15 protein-coding genes and 1 pseudogene are annotated in these 17,428 nt (G+C 68.6%); 10 read left to right on the plus strand and 6 right to left on the minus strand.

Annotated features, from left to right (window positions below):
* The first annotated feature begins 246 nt into the window (after positions 1-246).
* From C8258_RS21740 to C8258_RS21770, 7 genes and pseudogenes are all read left to right on the plus strand, one after another.
* Positions 247-1,857, plus strand: coding sequence for a DEAD/DEAH box helicase (locus tag C8258_RS21740; protein ID WP_199195803.1), 1,611 nt, complete (start codon positions 247-249; stop codon positions 1,855-1,857).
* A 26-nt stretch (positions 1,858-1,883) separates the two neighbouring features.
* On the plus strand, positions 1,884-3,101 hold the full coding sequence (locus C8258_RS21745; protein WP_106956790.1) for a PQQ-binding-like beta-propeller repeat protein: 1,218 nt from the start codon (positions 1,884-1,886) through the stop codon (positions 3,099-3,101).
* Between the two features lie 56 nt (positions 3,102-3,157).
* Positions 3,158-3,790, plus strand: a complete 633-nt coding sequence (locus C8258_RS21750; protein ID WP_233225243.1) for an acid phosphatase — start codon at positions 3,158-3,160, stop codon at positions 3,788-3,790.
* Positions 3,787-4,265: pseudogene (locus C8258_RS21755) on the plus strand (N-acetyltransferase family protein). The gene C8258_RS21750 and the pseudogene C8258_RS21755 overlap by 4 nt, the downstream one beginning before the upstream one ends.
* Positions 4,266-4,358: 93 nt before the next feature.
* A complete protein-coding gene (locus C8258_RS32935) occupies positions 4,359-4,700 on the plus strand; it encodes a YciI family protein (protein ID WP_036504463.1) in 342 nt (113 codons plus the stop codon).
* 8 nt (positions 4,701-4,708) lie between these two features.
* Complete coding sequence (locus tag C8258_RS21765) at positions 4,709-6,028, plus strand: RNA polymerase sigma factor (protein ID WP_106956792.1); 1,320 nt, start codon at positions 4,709-4,711, stop codon at positions 6,026-6,028.
* A gap of 59 nt (positions 6,029-6,087) precedes the next feature.
* The gene (locus tag C8258_RS21770) at positions 6,088-6,681 is read left to right on the plus strand and encodes an N-acetyltransferase (RefSeq protein ID WP_233225244.1); all 594 of its coding nucleotides are present in this window, start codon (positions 6,088-6,090) and stop codon (positions 6,679-6,681) included.
* Here C8258_RS21770 and C8258_RS21775 read toward each other — a convergent pair.
* Positions 6,663-7,109, minus strand: coding sequence for a hypothetical protein (locus C8258_RS21775; protein ID WP_369974799.1), 447 nt, complete (start codon positions 7,107-7,109; stop codon positions 6,663-6,665). The genes C8258_RS21770 and C8258_RS21775 overlap by 19 nt on opposite strands.
* Before the next feature lie 92 nt (positions 7,110-7,201).
* On the opposite strand from C8258_RS21775, the gene C8258_RS21780 reads away from it, so the two are divergent.
* Both C8258_RS21780 and C8258_RS21785 read left to right on the plus strand, forming a co-directional pair.
* Positions 7,202-8,275: a diacylglycerol kinase family protein gene (locus C8258_RS21780; RefSeq protein ID WP_106956794.1), complete on the plus strand. Its 1,074-nt coding sequence runs from the start codon at positions 7,202-7,204 to the stop codon at positions 8,273-8,275.
* Positions 8,276-8,509: 234 nt separating this feature from the next.
* Positions 8,510-8,764, plus strand: coding sequence for a WhiB family transcriptional regulator (locus tag C8258_RS21785; RefSeq protein ID WP_030516005.1), 255 nt, complete (start codon positions 8,510-8,512; stop codon positions 8,762-8,764).
* 191 nt (positions 8,765-8,955) lie between these two features.
* On the opposite strand, the gene C8258_RS21790 is transcribed toward C8258_RS21785, so the two are convergent.
* The 4 genes from C8258_RS21790 to C8258_RS21805 all read right to left on the minus strand — a co-directional run bounded on the left by C8258_RS21790 (position 8,956) and on the right by C8258_RS21805 (position 13,883).
* Positions 8,956-10,470, minus strand: coding sequence for a sensor histidine kinase (locus C8258_RS21790; RefSeq protein WP_036504467.1), 1,515 nt, complete (start codon positions 10,468-10,470; stop codon positions 8,956-8,958).
* 54 nt (positions 10,471-10,524) lie between these two features.
* A complete protein-coding gene (locus C8258_RS21795) occupies positions 10,525-10,740 on the minus strand; it encodes a biotin/lipoyl-binding carrier protein (protein WP_036504493.1) in 216 nt (71 codons plus the stop codon).
* A 112-nt stretch (positions 10,741-10,852) separates the two neighbouring features.
* Positions 10,853-13,006, minus strand: a complete 2,154-nt coding sequence (locus C8258_RS21800) for a molybdopterin oxidoreductase family protein (protein ID WP_106956795.1) — start codon at positions 13,004-13,006, stop codon at positions 10,853-10,855.
* A 76-nt stretch (positions 13,007-13,082) separates the two neighbouring features.
* Complete coding sequence (locus C8258_RS21805) at positions 13,083-13,883, minus strand: hypothetical protein (protein ID WP_146161302.1); 801 nt, start codon at positions 13,881-13,883, stop codon at positions 13,083-13,085.
* A gap of 452 nt (positions 13,884-14,335) precedes the next feature.
* On the opposite strand from C8258_RS21805, the gene C8258_RS21810 reads away from it, so the two are divergent.
* Positions 14,336-15,793, plus strand: a complete 1,458-nt coding sequence (locus C8258_RS21810) for a wax ester/triacylglycerol synthase family O-acyltransferase (protein ID WP_106956797.1) — start codon at positions 14,336-14,338, stop codon at positions 15,791-15,793.
* Between the two features lie 28 nt (positions 15,794-15,821).
* On the opposite strand, the gene C8258_RS21815 is transcribed toward C8258_RS21810, so the two are convergent.
* A complete protein-coding gene (locus C8258_RS21815) occupies positions 15,822-16,817 on the minus strand; it encodes an alpha/beta hydrolase family protein (RefSeq protein ID WP_106956829.1) in 996 nt (331 codons plus the stop codon).
* Positions 16,818-17,428 lie beyond the last annotated feature (611 nt).

Below are 17,428 nucleotides of genomic sequence, written 5' to 3' on the forward strand. Positions count from 1 at the left end.
GGACCGGTGGTCGAGGCAGTGCGACAAGGGGTAACCGGGGCCCGCCGAAAATGTGCGCGCACCAGATCCGCGACCCCTTTGCGCCGCGCTCGGACAGCGATCCGGGTGGCGAGAGTGCAGGTGGAACCCGCCGGAAATGTGGTGGCCCGGTAATCCGGTCCCAATCCACCCTCGTGCGCGCTGGATGCGACAAACACGAGGAAGGCACGAATCCTGAGCAAGATCACCGTCGAACAAGAACCCGGGTTGGCGGACACGCTGCTGACAGCGGAACTCGACTCCACCCACACCACTCCGACATTCGCCGAATTGGGCGTTCGCCCCGAAATCGTGCGCGCTCTCGGCGAGATCGGAATCGAACACACTTTCGCCATCCAGGAGCTGACTCTCCCCCTCGCGCTGGCCGGCGACGATCTGATCGGCCAGGCCCGCACCGGTATGGGCAAGACCTTCGGATTCGGCGTACCGCTGCTGCACCGGATTTCCACCGCGAATTCCGGCACCACGGCATTGGACGGCACCCCCCGCGCACTGGTCATCGTGCCGACGCGGGAACTGTGCGTCCAGGTCACCCAGGATCTGGAGAATGCCGGTAAATATCTGAGCAATCAGCAGGGACGCCTGCGCGTCACCTCGATCTACGGCGGCCGCCCCTACGACGCGCAGATCGCCGCGCTGCGCGAGGGCGTCGACGTGGTCGTCGGCACCCCCGGCCGCCTGCTGGATCTGGCCGAACAGCAGCATCTGATTCTCGGCAAGGTCGGCGTCCTCGTGCTCGACGAGGCCGACGAAATGCTCGACCTCGGCTTCCTGCCCGATATCGAGCGCATTCTGTCGATGGTTCCGGAACAGCGTCAGACGATGCTGTTCTCGGCGACCATGCCGGGACCGATCATCACGCTGGCCCGCACATTCCTGCACAAGCCCACCCATATCCGGGCCGAGGAACCCTCCGATTCCGCGGTGCACGAGCGCACCGCGCAATTCGTCTACCGCGCGCACGCGCTGGACAAGAGCGAATTGGTCGCGCGGATTCTGCAGGCCGAGGGGCGCGGCGCGACCATGATCTTCACCCGCACCAAGCGCACCGCCCAGAAGGTGGCCGACGATCTGGCCGACCGCGGTTTCGCCGTCGGCGCGGTACACGGCGATCTGGGCCAGATCGCGCGCGAGAAGGCGCTGGACAAATTCCGCAAGGGCAAGATCGACGTGCTGGTCGCGACCGATGTCGCCGCCCGCGGTATCGATATCGACGACGTCACCCACGTCGTGAACTATCAGTGCCCGGAGGACGAGAAGACCTACGTGCACCGCATCGGCCGCACGGGCCGGGCCGGGCGCACGGGTGTCGCGGTCACGCTGGTCGACTGGGACGAGCTGCATCGCTGGGAGAGCATCAATTCCGCACTGGGCCTGGGCATTCCCGAGCCGGTGGAAACCTACTCGCGCTCCGAGCACCTGCGCAGCGATCTCGGTATTCCGGAGAACACGACCGGCACCGTGCGGCGCGCCCCCGCGCGCGAACCGGATGCGGTCGTGGAAGAGCGGGAGGCACGCCAGCCGCGCAAGCGCAACCGGCGCCGCACCCGCGGCGGCAAGGCGGTCGACGCGGCCGAGGGCACCACGGCGGAGTCGGCAGAGTCGGCGACGGACACCGCGGAAAGCGCTGCGGGGCAATCGGTTTCGGCCGAACAGCCCGCGAGCGACGCGGCCGAGGGCGACAAGCCCGCACGGCGTCGTCGCCGTCGGCGTCGTAAGCCCGCCGCGGAGGCAGGCGACACCACCGGCGGTGACGACTCGGCAGCCGAGTCCGGTAGTACGGCAACAGGTGGGGATCAGACTGCCGCATCGGCCTAGTCGCCGGATCGGTTAGTCTCGCTGACGTGCTCGCACCCGAGCGGCGGACGCGCGCCGACCTCTATGCCGCAGTCGCGATCGCCGTTGTCGTGGCGATCGCGGCGGTTGTCGTGTGGTCGACGAGCGACGCCCGCGGCACCGAATCCGATCCCGCGGCACATCCGGCTTCGGTGGCGCCGACGGCCGATCGGCTGCCGGATGCCCTCACCGAGCGGTGGCACGCCCCGGACGGCGTCGCCGCGCGGGCACTGACCTCGAGCGGCGTCGCCGTCACCGGTGACGGCGGCACCGTCCGCAGCCTCGACGCCGCCACCGGGCGCGAGCTCTGGAAATATCAGCGCGATCTGCCGCTGTGCGCGCTGGAGAGCCAATTCGCCACGGTGATCGCCACCTATCGCGATCCGCGCGGTTGCAGCCAGACCACGATGCTCGGCGCGGAGGACGGGCGGCGGCGCACCGCGCGCAGCAGCTATATGGACTCGCAGGTCCGGCTGTCCACCGACGGCACCTACGTGCTGGCCCAGGGCCCGCGCCGGCTGGAGGTGTGGCGGTCGGATCTGGTCCGCACGCTCGAGTACGGCTACGTCGACGCGCAGGTGAACCCGCACACCCAGCCCCGGCACGACTGCACGCTGCTGTCGGCGGCCTCGGGCGGCAGCCGCCTGGCCGTGCTCGAACGCTGCCCCGACGACGCCGCGGACCGGCTGACGGTGCTGAATCCGGCACCCAAGGACGCCTCGGCCCCGGAGGAGTACGGTTCGCACGTCTTGACCGAACCCGGAGCAGCGGCCGGCAACGCCCGCGTCGTGGCGGTCGCGGACAATCGGATCGCGCTGTATCTTCCCGGAACCGATGCCGCCCCACCGGAATTCGCGATCTACGATGCCAACGCGAATTCGCTTGCGGTGCATCGTCTTTCCGCGCCGATCGCCGACAACAGCACGGTCACCCGGCTCGGCTCGGCGTATTTCGTGTTCACCGGCAACAGCGTGATCGCCTTGAGCGCGAGCACGTTCGAGCCGCTGTGGACCGCACCGGACGCCCTGGGCGCACCGGCGATGATGGCGGGCAACGTCCTAGTGCCGGTCGCCGACGGTATCGCGGCGCTCGATCCGGGCAGCGGCGCCCTGCAGAAGCGGATCCCGTTGCGGCGCAGCGACTATCACGGGGAGCCGATTTCGCTGGCCGTGAGCGGTCCGGTGGTGCTGGAGTTGCGGGGCGGCCGGCTCTACGGAACCAGCTGAGCCCACGCCTCGATCCGTCCGTCCGGCCGCTCGGGTGGTGCGGCATGATCGAAATCATGAGTGCATCGGACAGGGACTATCGGCTGGTGCTGCTGCGGCACGGCGAGACCGCGTGGTCGGCGGCGCGCAAACACACCGGGCGCACCGATATCGCGCTCACCGAACGCGGCGAAGCGCAAGCCCGTGCCGCCGGGAAGGTCGTGGCGGGACTCGGCCTGAGCGATCCGCTGGTACTGACCAGCCCGAAGCAGCGCGCCCTGCGCAGCGCCGAACTGGCCGGGCTGCCCGATCCGCGAATCGACGACGACCTGGTCGAATGGGATTACGGCGACTACGAGGGCCTGACCACCCCGCAGATCCGCGAAACCGCGCCCGGCTGGACGGTCTTCACCGGCGACGTCCCGGGCGGTGAATCCGCCGATGCGGTCGGCGCGCGGGCCGATCGGGTGCTCGAATCGGTCGCGCCGGCGCTGCGGATGCGCGATGTGGTGCTGGTCGGGCACGGACATTTCTCCCGGGTGCTGATCGCGCGCTGGGCAGGGTTCCCGGCCCGGGAGGGACGGCGATTCTTCCTGTCGACCGCCGCGATCAGCGTGCTGGGCCACGATCACCAGGCCGCGACGATTCTGGCGCACAACATCGTGCCGCCCGAGGCGAGCCGAGAATCCGACACCGAGGCGAGCCGATGATTCGCCGCGCCACGCCCGAGGACGTGCCGCCCTCGTCGACCTCGTCTACGACCTCGCCGACTACGAGAAGGCGCGCGAACAGTGCGCCTTGACGGCCGCCGACCTGCACTCCGCCCTGTTCGGTCCGGCGCCGGCGCTGTTCGCCCATGTCGCGACCGTCGATGGGCGGGTCGCCGGGTGCGCGATCTGGTTTCTGAACTATTCGACCTGGACCGGTAAGCACGGCATCTACCTGGAGGATCTGTACGTCCGGCCGGAGGCGCGCGGTCGCGGCCTGGGCACGGCGCTGCTCGCCGAACTGGCCCGCGAGGCCGTGGCCAACGGGTACACCCGGGTGGATTGGTCGGTGCTGGACTGGAATACGCCCTCGATCGAGTTCTACCGCGGGCTGGGTGCGGTGGCCCAGGACGAGTGGACCGGGTTCCGGCTCGCGGGTGACGCGCTGGCGCGGCTCGCCGATTCCGGAAAATTCTGAGAATTCCGCGCGCCGGTGTCGATTCCGCGGCGGGGTGCGCGTCGAAGAGTTGAATGGCTCGAAAGGCGGGCCACCCACTCGGAGGACGAAACCATGTCGCAATATCTGATCCTCATCTACCAGGACGAGCGTGCCGTGGCCGAACCGGAGTCCGGCAGCGCGATGCTCGACAGTCACCGGCAGTTCGGCGAGGCCCACGCGGCGGCGCTGCGCGGCGGAAACGCCTTGCACCACAGTCACACCGCCACCAGTGTGCGGCCGGACGGCGCCGGCGACTTCGTGATCACCGACGGCCCGTTCGCCGAGACCAAGGAGCAGCTCGGCGGCTACTACCTGATCGAGGCCGAGGACCTCGATGCCGCGATCGCCATCGCCCGCCGCGTGCCGATGAGCTCCGGGGGCGTGGAAGTGCGCCCGGTCCTCGAATTGAGCTGAGCCACACCGTGCTCGACGACCACTCCCCCGGCCCCGCCCGCACCGACCGCTCCACCGACCGGGTCGCCGCGGCGGTGGCCGACGCGCATCGCCGGGAGTGGGCGTTCGTGCTGGCGGCGACCGTGCGGGTGACCCACGACCTCGAGCTCGCCGAAGAATGCGTCCAGGACGCGTACGCGCAGGCGCTGGTGCGATGGGCCGCGGACGGAATTCCGTCCCGGCCCGCAGCCTGGCTGACCACGGTGGCCCGCCATCGCGCATTGGATCTGCTGCGCCGGCAGTCCACCGCGCGCCGGGCGCTGCCGTTGCTGATCGCGGACGAAAAAACCACCGGGACAACCGATTTCGATGCCGTCGATCCGTACGATCCGCAGTTCCCCGACGACCGCCTGCGACTGATCTGCACCTGCTGCCATCCGGCGCTGGCCCCGCAGACCCAGGTAGCGCTCACCCTGCGTCTGGTTTGCGGGCTCACCACCGCCGAGGTGGCGCGCGCCTTCCTGGTGGCCGAGCCGACTATGGCCGCGCGGATCACCCGCGCCAAGAAGAAGATCGCCGCGGCCCGGATTCCCTACCGGGTACCGGGACCGGCCGAACTGCCCGAGCGCATCGAGGCCGTGCTGGCGGTCGTGCATCTGCTGTTCACCACCGGGCACACCGCACCGTCGGGCGACGACCTCATCCGCCGCGATCTGACCGAACGCGCCCTCGATCTGGCGCGGATGCTGCACGCTCTGCTGCCCGAGGATCCGGAGATCGCGGGCCTGCTCGCGCTGCTGCTGCTCACCGACGCCCGCCGCGCGGCGCGGGTGACGTCCGGGGGCGCCATGGTCGCGCTGGCCGATCAGGACCGCGCGCGCTGGGATCGGGAGGAGATCACCCAGGGCATCGCGCTGGTGCGCTTCGCGCTGGAACGGCGGCCGGGCCGGTACGCGCTGCAGGCCGCGATCGCCGCCGTGCACGCCGAGGCGCCCAGCTACGCCGCCACCGACTGGCAGGAGATCCGCGGACTCTACGACGTGCTGATCCGGATCTGGCCGTCGCCGGTAGTGGCGCTCAATCGAGCCGTCGCGATCGGGATGGCGGGCGATCCGGCCGCCGGGTACGCCGCGCTCGAGGCCCTCGCTGCCGAACCGCAGCTGGCCGGGTACAGCTATCTGCCCGCAGCGCGCGCCCACTTCCTCACCGAACTCGGGCGGTTCGACGAGGCCCGGCTCGCCTACTCCGAGGCCCTGCTGCTGACCGAGAACGCCGCCGAGCGCGACTTTCTCGACCGCCGCCTGGCCGAGCTCGACCGGCGCGCGTCCGGCCGCCACAACGGCCGCTGAGGCGGCGTTTCGCGCGGTCGCGGGCATAGGGTGGACCGATGGATGTGACCGTTCGTCCCGTGACGGAATCGGAAGTGCCCGAACTGGCCCGCGTGCTGGGTCTGGCGTTCGACGACGATCCGATCATGCGGTGGTGCATACCCGCCGAACGCTCCCGGCCCGCCCGCGCGGCGACCATGTTCGGCGTGCTGATCCGGCATCTGTACCTGCGGCACGGGGCGGTGGACGCGGCCTTCGACGCGGCGGGCCGGATCGTCGGGGGCGCGGTGTGGGCGCCGCCCGGGCAGTGGAATTCCTCGGACGCCGATCAGCTGCGGATGCTGCCCGCGCTGGCGCGTGCGTTCCGGCTGCGGCTGCTCGCCGCCGGGCGGATGTCGGATCGGATGAGCAAGGCGCATCCGCACGAACCGCATTGGTATCTCGCCATCGTCGGCACCGATCCGGCGGTCCGCGGCAAGGGGTACGGGCATGCCCTGCTGGCGCCGCGGCTGGCGCACTGTGACGAAACCGGTGCGCCCGCGTATCTGGAATCCAGCAAGTTCGCCAATATCGCCTATTACGAGCGCTACGGCTTCGATCTGCGCGGCGAACTCGACGTCACCGGCGGCGGACCGCTGTTGTGGCCGATGTGGCGTCAGTCCGCGACGTCGTAGGCCTGGGCCATCCACCGCACCGACGGCGGCGAGAAGATCAGGCCGAGGGTGACGAGTGCGAGCAGCCCGACCGGAACGCCCAGTTCGAACCGATGCGAGCTGAGCATGTACCAGGCGGCGGGCAGCAGGAGGACCTGCGCGATCACCACGATGGCCCGGCCCCAGCGCTTTCCGCGCAGCAGGCCGATACCGGCGGCCAGCACCGCGCCGGCCAGGATGACGAACCAGGCGGCGGTGCCGTAGGCCGATTTCGCGGAGGTGTCGGCCGAGGTGATGCCCTGCACCACGAGCACGATCGCGATGATCACCCCGATCAGGCCCTCGAGCGTGGCCAGCGCACCCGCGCCACGCACGGTGCCCGGAGTCGGGTCGGCCGCGCCGCCGGTGGTGCCGCCGGTGCTCTCACTGTCCGCGTTCTGCTTCGCCACCCGCCCAGCGTAGAACCGCGCGAACCGGGCCTCGCACGCGTGGTCACCTCCGCGGCGGGATTCGGCGGCGATCGCTCAGTAGGCTGCTCAGGGTGCGGACGCTGTTGATCGTGAATCCCAATGCCACCTCGACCACTCCGGCCACGCGGGATCTGCTCGCCCACGCGCTGGAAAGCCGCACCCAGCTCATCGTGGCGCATACCCAGCATCGTGGACACGCCGCCGAATTGGCGCAGTGGGCCACCGATGCCGAGATGGACCTGATCGTGGTGCACGGCGGCGACGGCACGGTCAACGAGACCGTCAACGGATTCCTCCCGCTGCCGGAACCGGGCACATCGGCCCCGCCGGAACCGGGCACATCGGCACGGCCGCAATCGGCCGCGTCCGCATCGGACCCCGCCGGCGCCGTGGCATCGGCCGCCGCGCGACGAGCGGGCACCTGGATCCCGCGGTTGGGCGTGATCCCGGGCGGTTCGGCGAACGTGTTCGCGCGTTCGCTGGGTATCGAAGCGGATCCGGTGGCCGCGACCAATCAGCTCATCGACCTGCTCTCGCTCGACGGCGGCGACGCCCACGCCGGCGATCGCCGGATCGGCCTGATGGTCGCCGACGGCCGCTGGTGCGCGTTCAGCGCGGGCGTCGGGTTGGACGCCGACGTGTGCGAGGCGATCGATCGCAGCCGCGCAGCGGGTCATGCCGCGACACCGGCCCGGTATCTGCGCACCACGGTCCGGCAATTCTTCCGGGCCAAGCGACGCGAGCCCGCGATCACCGTGCGTGTTCCCGGCCACGATCCGGTGCCGGGCGTGCATTACGCCTTCGTGACGAACACCAGTCCGTGGACTTATCTGGACAGCACTCCGGTGCGCACCAATCCCGGGACGACGTTCGAACGCGGGCTCGGTGTGTTTGCGATGCGGACCATGGGGGTATTGCCGACACTGTCGGTCGCCAGGCAACTCCTGGCGTCCGATGGAGATCCGAAGGCCCGCAATTTGTTTCGCGTCGACGATGTAGCGTCGGTGCGAATCGAGGCCGACGACGAGGTCGGCTTGCAAATCGATGGCGACTTCATCGGCCGCCGCAACGTGGTGGATTTCACCTCGGTGCCGGAAGTGCTCGAAGTGGTCGCTCCCGAGCCGGATTCCGCCCGACACAACTGAGAAACCTCGCAGTTGCGCTGCGGAAACCAGCACAAGCGAGTACAAAGGACTCCGCAGGCCCGGCTTTTCAGGGCTTTAGAGCGTGAGCTTCCCCACGGTGCACCCGAAGGCTATTGACATCTACGGTGTTCGTGAAAGCATTCACAAGCAACCGTGCGGAAACATTCGAGACGCACAAGTGAACGGACCACAAACCAGCGGCGCCTTACGGCGCCCATGCAAAGGAGCAGAGGAATGGACTGGCGCCACAAGGCCATCTGTCGCGACGAGGACCCCGAGCTGTTCTTCCCGGTGGGTAACAGTGGTCCGGCGCTCGCGCAGATTGCCGATGCCAAGCTGGTCTGCGCCCGCTGCCCCGTGACCGCCGATTGCCTGTCCTGGGCCCTGTCCTCCGGGCAGGATGCCGGCGTGTGGGGTGGTATGAGCGAAGACGAGCGCCGGGCGCTGAAGCGGCGCAACGCCCGCACCCGCACTCGCAGCGTCGTCTGAGACGCGCGGCGTTACCGGCCCGTAGTAACCGCACAGCCCGACCGGTAACGCATTTCGGCCCGGCACCGGAAAGGTGCCGGGCTTCACTGTTTTTGTTGCCGGATTGTTTTCCCGCGCTATTTCACATAACCGTTCGACGGCGATTCGGACTTATCCGATTTCCGCGACTCGCATGTGCGCGAGGCGCTGTTTCAGCGCGCGTTGCGGCGCCCCAGCGGCACCCGCAGCACGGCGTCGGTGCCGATATCGGCGCCGGGATGCAAACCGATCGAGCCGCCGAGTTCCGCGGTCACCAGAGTCCGCACGATCTGCAATCCCAGCCGATCGGAACCCTCGAGGCTGAATCCCTCCGGCAACCCGCGTCCGTCGTCGCTGATGATGACATCCAGCCACCGCGCCGAACGCTCGGAACGTATTGTGACAGTGCCGTTTTCGCCCGCATCGAAGGCGTGCTCGATGGCGTTCTGCACCAATTCGGTCAGCACCATCACCAACGGGGTCGCGCGTTCGGCCGAGAAAACTCCCAGCGAACCGTCGCGGCGGACCTTGATGCGCGCGGTGTGCACGGTCGCCACGTCCGCCATGATCGGCAGCAGGCGATCGACCACCTCGTCGAGGTCGACCTCCTCGTCCACCGACATCGACAGCATTTCGTGCACGGAGGCGATGGAGGTGACGCGGCGCACCGACTCGGTGAGCGCCACCCGGGCCTCTTCGTTTTCGGTGCGGCGGGCCTGCAGGCGCAGCAGGGCGGCGACGGTCTGCAGGTTGTTCTTCACCCGATGATGGATCTCGCGGATGGTGGCGTCCTTGGACAGCAGCGCCCGGTCGCGGCGCTTGACCTCCGTGACGTCGCGGACCAGCACCGCGGCCCCCGCCAGTTCACCGTGCGGGCGCAGCACCAGCGTGCGCAGCAGTACCGTCGCGCCGCGGGCCTCGACCTCCATCCGGCGGCCCGATTTGCCGGCCAGGGCGGCCTGGATGTCGCTGACGACCTCCTGCGCGTCGAACGGATCGGTGATCAGCGAGCGGGTCGATTGGGCCAGATCCTGTCCGGCCAACTCGCTCTGCAGGCCCATGCGGTGATACGCCGACAGCGCGTTCGGGCTGGCGTAGACGACCAGGCCGGCGGTGTCGAGGCGGATGAAGCCGTCCCCGGCGCGCGGGCTGGAATGTGAGCCGGTGCGGTCCTCGAGGGTGGGGAAGGTCCCGTCGGCGATCATCTGACACAGATCGTCGGCGCAGCTCATATAGGCGTGCTCGAGGCTGCCGCGGACCTTCGAACGCTCCATTTCGGTATCGCGGCCGAGCACGGCGATGACGTCGGTGCCGCAGCGCACCGGAATACCCTCGCGGATGACCCGCCCCGGAGTGGGGTGATAGACGCCGGTGGATTCGCCGTCGCCCTCGACCCGCACGATCTCCCCCGAACTCAGGGCCTGGAAGATCTGCGGATGTTCCTGGCGTGACGCCAGCGATCCGACGAGATCGTCGGGCTGGACCGTCGGGGCGGTCGTGGGCCGGCATTGGGCGACGCAGACCACGTCGGCCCCGTCGGTCACCGGGCCGATCCCGACCCACAGTTGCAGATCGGCGAACGACAGGTCGGCCAGCAGCTGCCAATCCCCCACCACGCGCTGCAGATGATCCACCGCCGCACCGGGGAGATCGGTGTGTTCGGCGAGCAGATCACTAAGAGTGGACACGGGAACAAAGGCTACGGCACCGGCCCGCGGGCCGAAGTCGTGTCGCGGCGGAAGCTACGAGATGACGGCGATCAGATCGCCCTTCTGCAGGACGTCGCCGGGTTTCACATTGATCGAGGCGACGGTGCCGTCCGCCTCGGCCACCACCGGGATCTCCATCTTCATCGATTCCAGCAGCACCAGGGTGTCGCCTTCGCGCACCGCCGCGCCCTCGTGCGCGACGATCTGGAAGACGGTGGACACCATCTCCGCGAGCACTTCCTCAGCCATGACACCCTTCCGGTCGATCGGCCCGTATCCGCTGACGGTACAGCCAACCACATCCGTACCGAGAGCGTTCGATCGCTCGAAAGATACCGGGCCGTAGGCGCTGTCGCGCCGGCTATGCGGTAGTGCTCACCTTGACCCAGGTGTTGTTGACCGCGGCCGTGCCGGACAGCGGGTCGACCAGTGCCGGGTCGTGGAGGAGGTTGACGTTGGCGCCCGGGAGCGAGGCGGCGACCCGCCAGCCGACGCCGGGTTCGCGGTGGCCCCAGCCGTGCGGAATCGCGACCGTGCCCGGGCGGATATCGGCGCCGACTTCCAAGGTCACCACGATGGAGCCGCTCGGCGAGGTGACGGTGACCGGTTCGCCGTCGGCCAGCCCCCGCGCACCGGCGTCGGCCGGATGCATGAGGACGGTGCAGCGATCGCGGCCCTTCACCATGGCCGGGACGTTGTGCAGCCACGAGTTGTTGCTGCGCAGATGGCGACGGCCGATCAGGCGCAGATCGAATCCGTCGGCTCCGGCGGGCGGCGTCGCCGGCAGGTCGGCGAGCAGTTTCGCCACCTCGGCGCGGAAATCCTCTGGCGCCAACCGGACCTTGCGGTCGCGGGTGCCGATCAGCGTGCGCAGGCGCGGGCGCAGCGGTCCGAGATCGATGCCGCCCGCGGAGGCGCGCAGCTTGGTGACGGTCAGGCCCGCACGGCCGCGGCGCAGCACGCCGTACGGACCGGCCGCGATGCCCAGAGCGGCCAGCCGCACCGGCGAGAGGCGTTCGAACATCGCGTTCAGCACCCTGCCGGTGAGCCGTCGCGCCGGCAGCGGCACCACCTCGGTGACCAGCCGCGCCATGATCTGCCAGTCCTCGAGGCCGTCGGCCGGCGGCTCGAACACCTTGGCGTCGTAGCGCAGATTGTTGCGCACGCTGAACACCGGGAACAGCAGGTTGACGTCCTCACGCTCGAGCTGGGACACCGGCGGCAGGATGATGTCGGCGTGCCGGGTGGTCTCGGTGACGTACATGTCCACGGCCACAAAGAAATCCAGCGATTCCAGCGCCGAGTCCAGACGCCCGCGCTGCGGCGTCGACAGCACCGGATTGCCGGCATAGGTGACCATCGCCCGGATCTGCCCGCGGCCCTCGGTGAGAATCTCGTCGGCCAGCGCCGCCACCGGCAGTTCGGAACGGAAGGATTTGTAGCGGCCCGAGCGGTCGGTCCACGCGCCGTGGCCCATCGGCAGATATTTGCCGTAGCGGGCGGCGTCGACCGGCGCGGTCGCGAACATCTGCCCGCCCGCCCGGTCCAGATTGCCGGTCACCGCGTTGATCGTGTTCACCAGCCAGTGCGTGAGTGTGCCGGTCACCTGCTGGCATACGCCGATCCGCGCGTAGAGCACGGCCGAACGGGCCGCGGCATGGTCGCGGGCGAATCCGCGGATGGTCTCGGCGTCGACACCGGCATGCGGGGCCGCCAGTTCGGGCGTGCACTGCGCGACGGTCTCGCGCAGTTCGTCCCAGCCCGAACAGCGCGCACGCACGGCCCGCTCGTCGCACAGCTTCTCGTCGATCAGCACATTGAGCACGGCCAGCAGCAGATAGACGTCCCCGCCCGGGACCACCGCGATGTGCTGGTCGGCCAGTCGTGCGGTCTCGGTGCGGCGCGGATCGATCACCACGACCGTGCCGCCGCGCTCACGCACCCGCTTGATGCGCTGCTTGGCATTCGGCATGGTCGTCACCGACCCGTTCGACACCGCCGGATTCGCACCCAGGATCACCAGCCGGTCGGTGCGGTCGATATCGGCGACCGGCATCAGGACATTGGATCCGAACATCCGCCAGGCCGCGAACTCCTGCGGTAACTGATCGATCGAGGAGGCGGAGAAGAAGTTGCGGGTCGCCAGCGCGACCCGCAGCAGCACGCCGTACAACACCGAAGAACTATGTGCCGCAGGGTTTCCCAGATACATGCCGATGGCGCTCGGACCGTGCTCGGAGCGGATCCGGCGCAGCCGCTGCCCGATCTCGCGGAAGGCTTCGTCCCAGCCGATCGGCTCGAACCGATCGCCGACGCGGCGTACCGGCGTGCGGAGCCGATCCGGATCGTGGTGCAACGCTCCCATCGCCGTGGCCTTGGGACAGATATATCCCTCGGACAGCACATCGTCGGGATTTCCCTCGATCCGGACGACGCGGTCGCCTTCGACGGTGACCCGGATTCCGCAGTGCGCCTCACACAGGGTGCACTGTCGAGAAACAATGCGAGTATCCATGGCACATCCTCTCACGCGGGGCATCTCGCAGCGTACCGGCGCCCGCGGCCTCGGTACAGCCCCGCCGGATCGGCCGTTACCGCCCGCGGATCTCGTAGAGCAGGGTGCGGCCGTCACGGACGACCGTACGCACGGACTGCCGGTAGGTCGTGTGACCGCCGTCGGGACGGTGCTCCTCGATATCCACATCGAACAGATCCGGCTCGCGCGTGGTGATGTGAACGCAGTACGTGGTCCCGGGCGGGATCACCGTGTCGATCGCCTGCTGCAGACCGGCGGCGGCGGCGACGTTGACGGTGTCCGGGGCGACGAAGGCCTGGGCCCGCTCACCGCTGCGCTCGGTGTAGTACGAATACTCGAATCCCAGAATGGAATTCGGCCCGTCGGTGATGCCGCCTGCGCCGTTGCCGACGACGATGCCGTCGTGCGACTCGGCCGGGCACGCCGGAGTCTGCGGCGCGGGGGCCGGGGCGGATGTTTCGGCGGATCCGGCCGGGGCCGAGGTCGTCGCCGTCGCGACCGCGGCGGCGGTACCCGGCTCCTTGCGCGCGACCGTCACCGCCAGCGCGATTCCGCCACCGGCCAGCGCCAGCACGACGACAGCGGCCGCGGCGGCGATCCACCACTTGCGCCGACGGGGCCGGCGCGGCGGCCGGGTGGACGGACCCAGTGCGAGCTGGATGGCATCGGGATCGATCGCCCATTCCGGCGACTCCTGCGGCCGCCGCACTATTCGCGGCGGCGATGCCGCTGGACGCGAATCGCGGAGCGGGGGTGGCTGCGGCGGACGGGGCGGCGTGAACCAATCGGCCGAGCCGACCGGCGGGCCGAACGGTTGCGGCACGGGTCCGGGCGGCCGGTTGGATTCAGAACTCATCACATCCCTCACGCCCGCTGCTGTCCCGCGGGGAAGACGATGCCAGCACTTGCCCCGGTACACAACCGGAAGCCGCTCCCAGCGCTGGGAGGTACTCCTTGCCATTCACGGGCGACCTTGGCTACGGACAGTCATCGGGGGCTCTCGCGGCAATCACGCGGAGAACGCGTCGGCCAGAGCCCAAGTAATAGTAGGCAGCTATTACTATCTGGAATCGACGCTTCGCCGTCGCCGGCCCGGCATGACCACTCAGGATCGCCCTCTCTCCGGCGCACTCCGAATTTCCCACATTCATCGCGGCGGTTTATGTCTTTTTCGACCGTCGCACATTTCCGCGCCGGATTTCCCTACCGCCATCGCCGCATCGGTCGCCGCGACTGTAGACTCCGCCGCGGAAAGAATTGTGTGGACATATTCTCTCCCGCCCGCACAATGTCCGGTCAGGAGTAATCATGACGACGAAAACGGTCCGCGATGCGAGCAGCGGTCTCCACGTCACCGCCGAACAACTGACGCCGCGCGATGCGGTATTCGTCTACGACGAGTTCGAGCGGCATCCGTCGAATATCGTCGCCGCCTATGTCTTCGCCGGTGCGGCGGAACCGGAAGGCCGGTCGGTGAGCCGGGCCCAGGTGCGGGCCTGGATGCGGGAGCGGCTCGGTTACGCATCGCTGTTCCACCGCCGCTTGGAACGGGTACCGGGCGATGTCGACCTGCCGTACTGGGTGCCCGACCCCGGCTTCGACATCGATCATCACGTGACGAGCGAGGAGCGCGCGGCATGGTCCTGGGACGAGGTGCGCGGCCGCCTGGCCGAGATCGCCGCGGCCCGGATGGATCTCACCCGGCCGCCGTGGGCACTGCACCTCTTCGACGGTGTGCGCGGTTTTCCCGAGACCGCCGATCCGGTGACGATCGTGGTACTGAAGTTCCATCACAGCGTCGGCGACGGGGTGGCCACCCGCGAACTCGAACGGAAACTGTTCGGCATCGCCGACACTCATCCTCCGCTTCCCACGACCGATCGCCGCTGGTCGCAGCCGGGCGCGCTGGTGCGGGCCGCCGCCGTTACGCCGTATCGGTTCACACGTTTCGTCTCCGGCGTGGCCCGCACGCGGGCGGCGGCACGCACGGTCGAAGCCAAGGCCGCGGAAAACCTGCTCCGCGAACCGATTCCGCTGCGACCCGCCACGCGCTTCAATCGCCGCATCGGCGCGACGCCCGTCTTCGATCTGGTCACCCTGCCGCTCGCACAGGTCGGAGCGGCGAAAGCGGCCTCCGCCGAGCGCATTACGGTCAACGACCTGCTGCTGTCCGTCGTCTCGGGCGCGCTGTCGGCCTATCTCGCCGAGCAGGGCGAAACGCCGTCCGCATCGCTCGGTGCGATGGTGCCGATCTCGATGCGCGGGCTCGCGCAGTGGAATTCGGCGAACCAGCTGTGCCAGATGTCGGTGGACCTGCACACCGATCTCGCCGATCCACTGGAACGCCTGTCCGCCATCCGGAACTCCGCGCGGGAGGAGAAGCGGCGCTGGGCCGACCCGGCGGTCATCGCCCGCGAGAGCCGCATGCAGACCTCACCCGCCTGGCTGTTGCGCCTGGCCGGATGGGCCCGCGCGCAGCGGGTTTTCGATGAGGTCGACACGGTGCCGCTGTCCAACACCACCGTCAGCAACGTGCCTCCGGTCGCGGACCGTCTGGAATTTCTCGGCGCACCGGTGATCAGCGTCTTCGGTGTGCTCCCGATCATGGACGGCGACGGGCTGCGGCATCTGATCACGTCTCAGGGCGAGCAGGTGGTGATCGCAGTCAGCTCCGATACCGATATGCTCCCGGACCCGGCGCGGTACGGCGAACTGCTGCTGCGCTCGTTCCGGGAGCTGAGTGAACGGCTCGCCGCACAACGGTGACGGACCGCGTGGCGGCGGGCGGAGCGGCTCAGTTCGCGCCGATCGCCGCCGCCATCATCGGCCACGATTTGTGCAGGTCGTCCTGCCAATAGCCCCATGAGTGGGTGCCCGCCGGATGGAAGTTGTAGGTGATGTCCGTGCGTCCGAGTTCCCGGGTGCGCTCGGCGAGTTTGGTCGTACAGTAGTTCGCCGCCGATTCGATGCCGCCGCCGAGCAGGACCTGATTGGCCAGCACCTCGGTGTTCGCGCGCACGCTCGGGTCGGCGAGACTGTCGTGCCGGCCGGGGAGCCCGCTCGCGCTGGAGATGTACATCGGAATCCGCGGCAGCCGGTCGGCGTGCAGATACGGATCGTGCGCCTTCCAGCCCTCACCGCCGACCGGTCCCCACATATTCGTCGCATCGCCCTTGCCCAGGCTGATCACCAGGCTGACGAACGACTGACCGAGCGGATCGCTGGTCATCGCGCAACCGCTGTACGCGGAGACGCTCCGATAGAGCGCCGGGGCCTCGATCGCCAGATCCAGCACCGAGGTACCGGCCATCGAGATGCCGGCCAGCGCATTGGCGCCGGTGGTGCCGAAGGCCGAATCGATCACGCGCGGAAGCTCGTCGGTGAGGAAGGTGGCCCACTTGTTCCGGCCGTTGTTCTTCAGTTTCTTCGCCAGGCCCGGGTCGTCGCGCTCCCAGTCGGTGTAGTAACTGAACGCGCCCTCCATCGGGATCACCACGTTGACGTGCTTGTCGGCGAAGAAGTCCGCGGCATCGGTCTGCGCCAGCCAGGTCGCGGCGTCCTCGCCACCGCCGGCGCCGTTGAGTAGATACAGCGTGGGCGCCGGGGTGCGGGAGTCCTTCGCGGGCAACACTTGCAGCGCGATATCGCGATCCATCGCCGGCGAATGGACGCTGATCCGGACTAGACGCCCGGGGCCCGGGGTTTCATCGACGATATGCGCCGCCGGAGCGGCCGAGCCGATCGGCGCGACCGACGTCCACAGCAGGGCGGCCGCACCGAGATATGCCATCAGCCAGGCGATCCCGCGCACCGTGCCGGTCCTCTTACCGCTCGACACCACTACCACCTCTACACAGCACTGTGGGGGCGCACCCGGTTCGAGTGAGCCCCCACCATCGACGACTGGATTATTTTCCGGCGGCCGGGGTGCCACCGCTGAGGGTGATGAGCGCATTCACGATGGTGGTTCCGACCGAACCGGCGCTCTGCGTGCCCATTCCCAGAATATCGATGAGCGATCCCATACTTTTCTCCTAAATATCCGTGCATCGAGTTGCCGCGCGCAACTCGATGAATACGAGCGGTTTCGTCGAATTACTTGACGATGCTTCCGAGCGAACCGAGGAAGGTTTCCCACAGCCCGTCACCCGCAACTGCGGAACCCAGGGCCGGAATCAACGCGGTAAGCAAGTCGCCCATCGAACCCATCGATGAATCTCCTTTGTGAGCGTGTTCAATCGCCTCTCAGTCGCCGGAATCACGCCTGAGAGTTATCGGTCACGGCCGGTACCGGTTAGTGACCGAGGCAACATATCAAGCGTCCACTTTTCAAGCAAGCGCCTCCTCTAAAACAGGGAGCCGCTTCACTACCGCTTTATAGCTACTTTTTAGCAACTTCCG

This window comes from Nocardia sp. MDA0666 (assembly GCF_003023875.1).
Lineage (GTDB): Bacteria > Actinomycetota > Actinomycetes > Mycobacteriales > Mycobacteriaceae > Nocardia > Nocardia aobensis.

Coding starts and splice junctions, on each gene's coding strand:
- C8258_RS21815 (WP_106956829.1), bottom strand. CDS start 16,817: ATGGCATATCTCGGTGCGGCCGCCCTGCTGTGGACGTCGGTCGCGCCG.
- C8258_RS21785 (WP_030516005.1), top strand. CDS start 8,510: ATGGACTGGCGCCACAAGGCCATCTGTCGCGACGAGGACCCCGAGCTG.
- C8258_RS21800 (WP_106956795.1), bottom strand. CDS start 13,006: ATGGATACTCGCATTGTTTCTCGACAGTGCACCCTGTGTGAGGCGCAC.
- C8258_RS32935 (WP_036504463.1), top strand. CDS start 4,359: ATGTCGCAATATCTGATCCTCATCTACCAGGACGAGCGTGCCGTGGCC.
- C8258_RS21810 (WP_106956797.1), top strand. CDS start 14,336: ATGACGACGAAAACGGTCCGCGATGCGAGCAGCGGTCTCCACGTCACC.
- C8258_RS21795 (WP_036504493.1), bottom strand. CDS start 10,740: ATGGCTGAGGAAGTGCTCGCGGAGATGGTGTCCACCGTCTTCCAGATC.
- C8258_RS21750 (WP_233225243.1), top strand. CDS start 3,158: ATGAGTGCATCGGACAGGGACTATCGGCTGGTGCTGCTGCGGCACGGC.
- C8258_RS21805 (WP_146161302.1), bottom strand. CDS start 13,883: ATGAGTTCTGAATCCAACCGGCCGCCCGGACCCGTGCCGCAACCGTTC.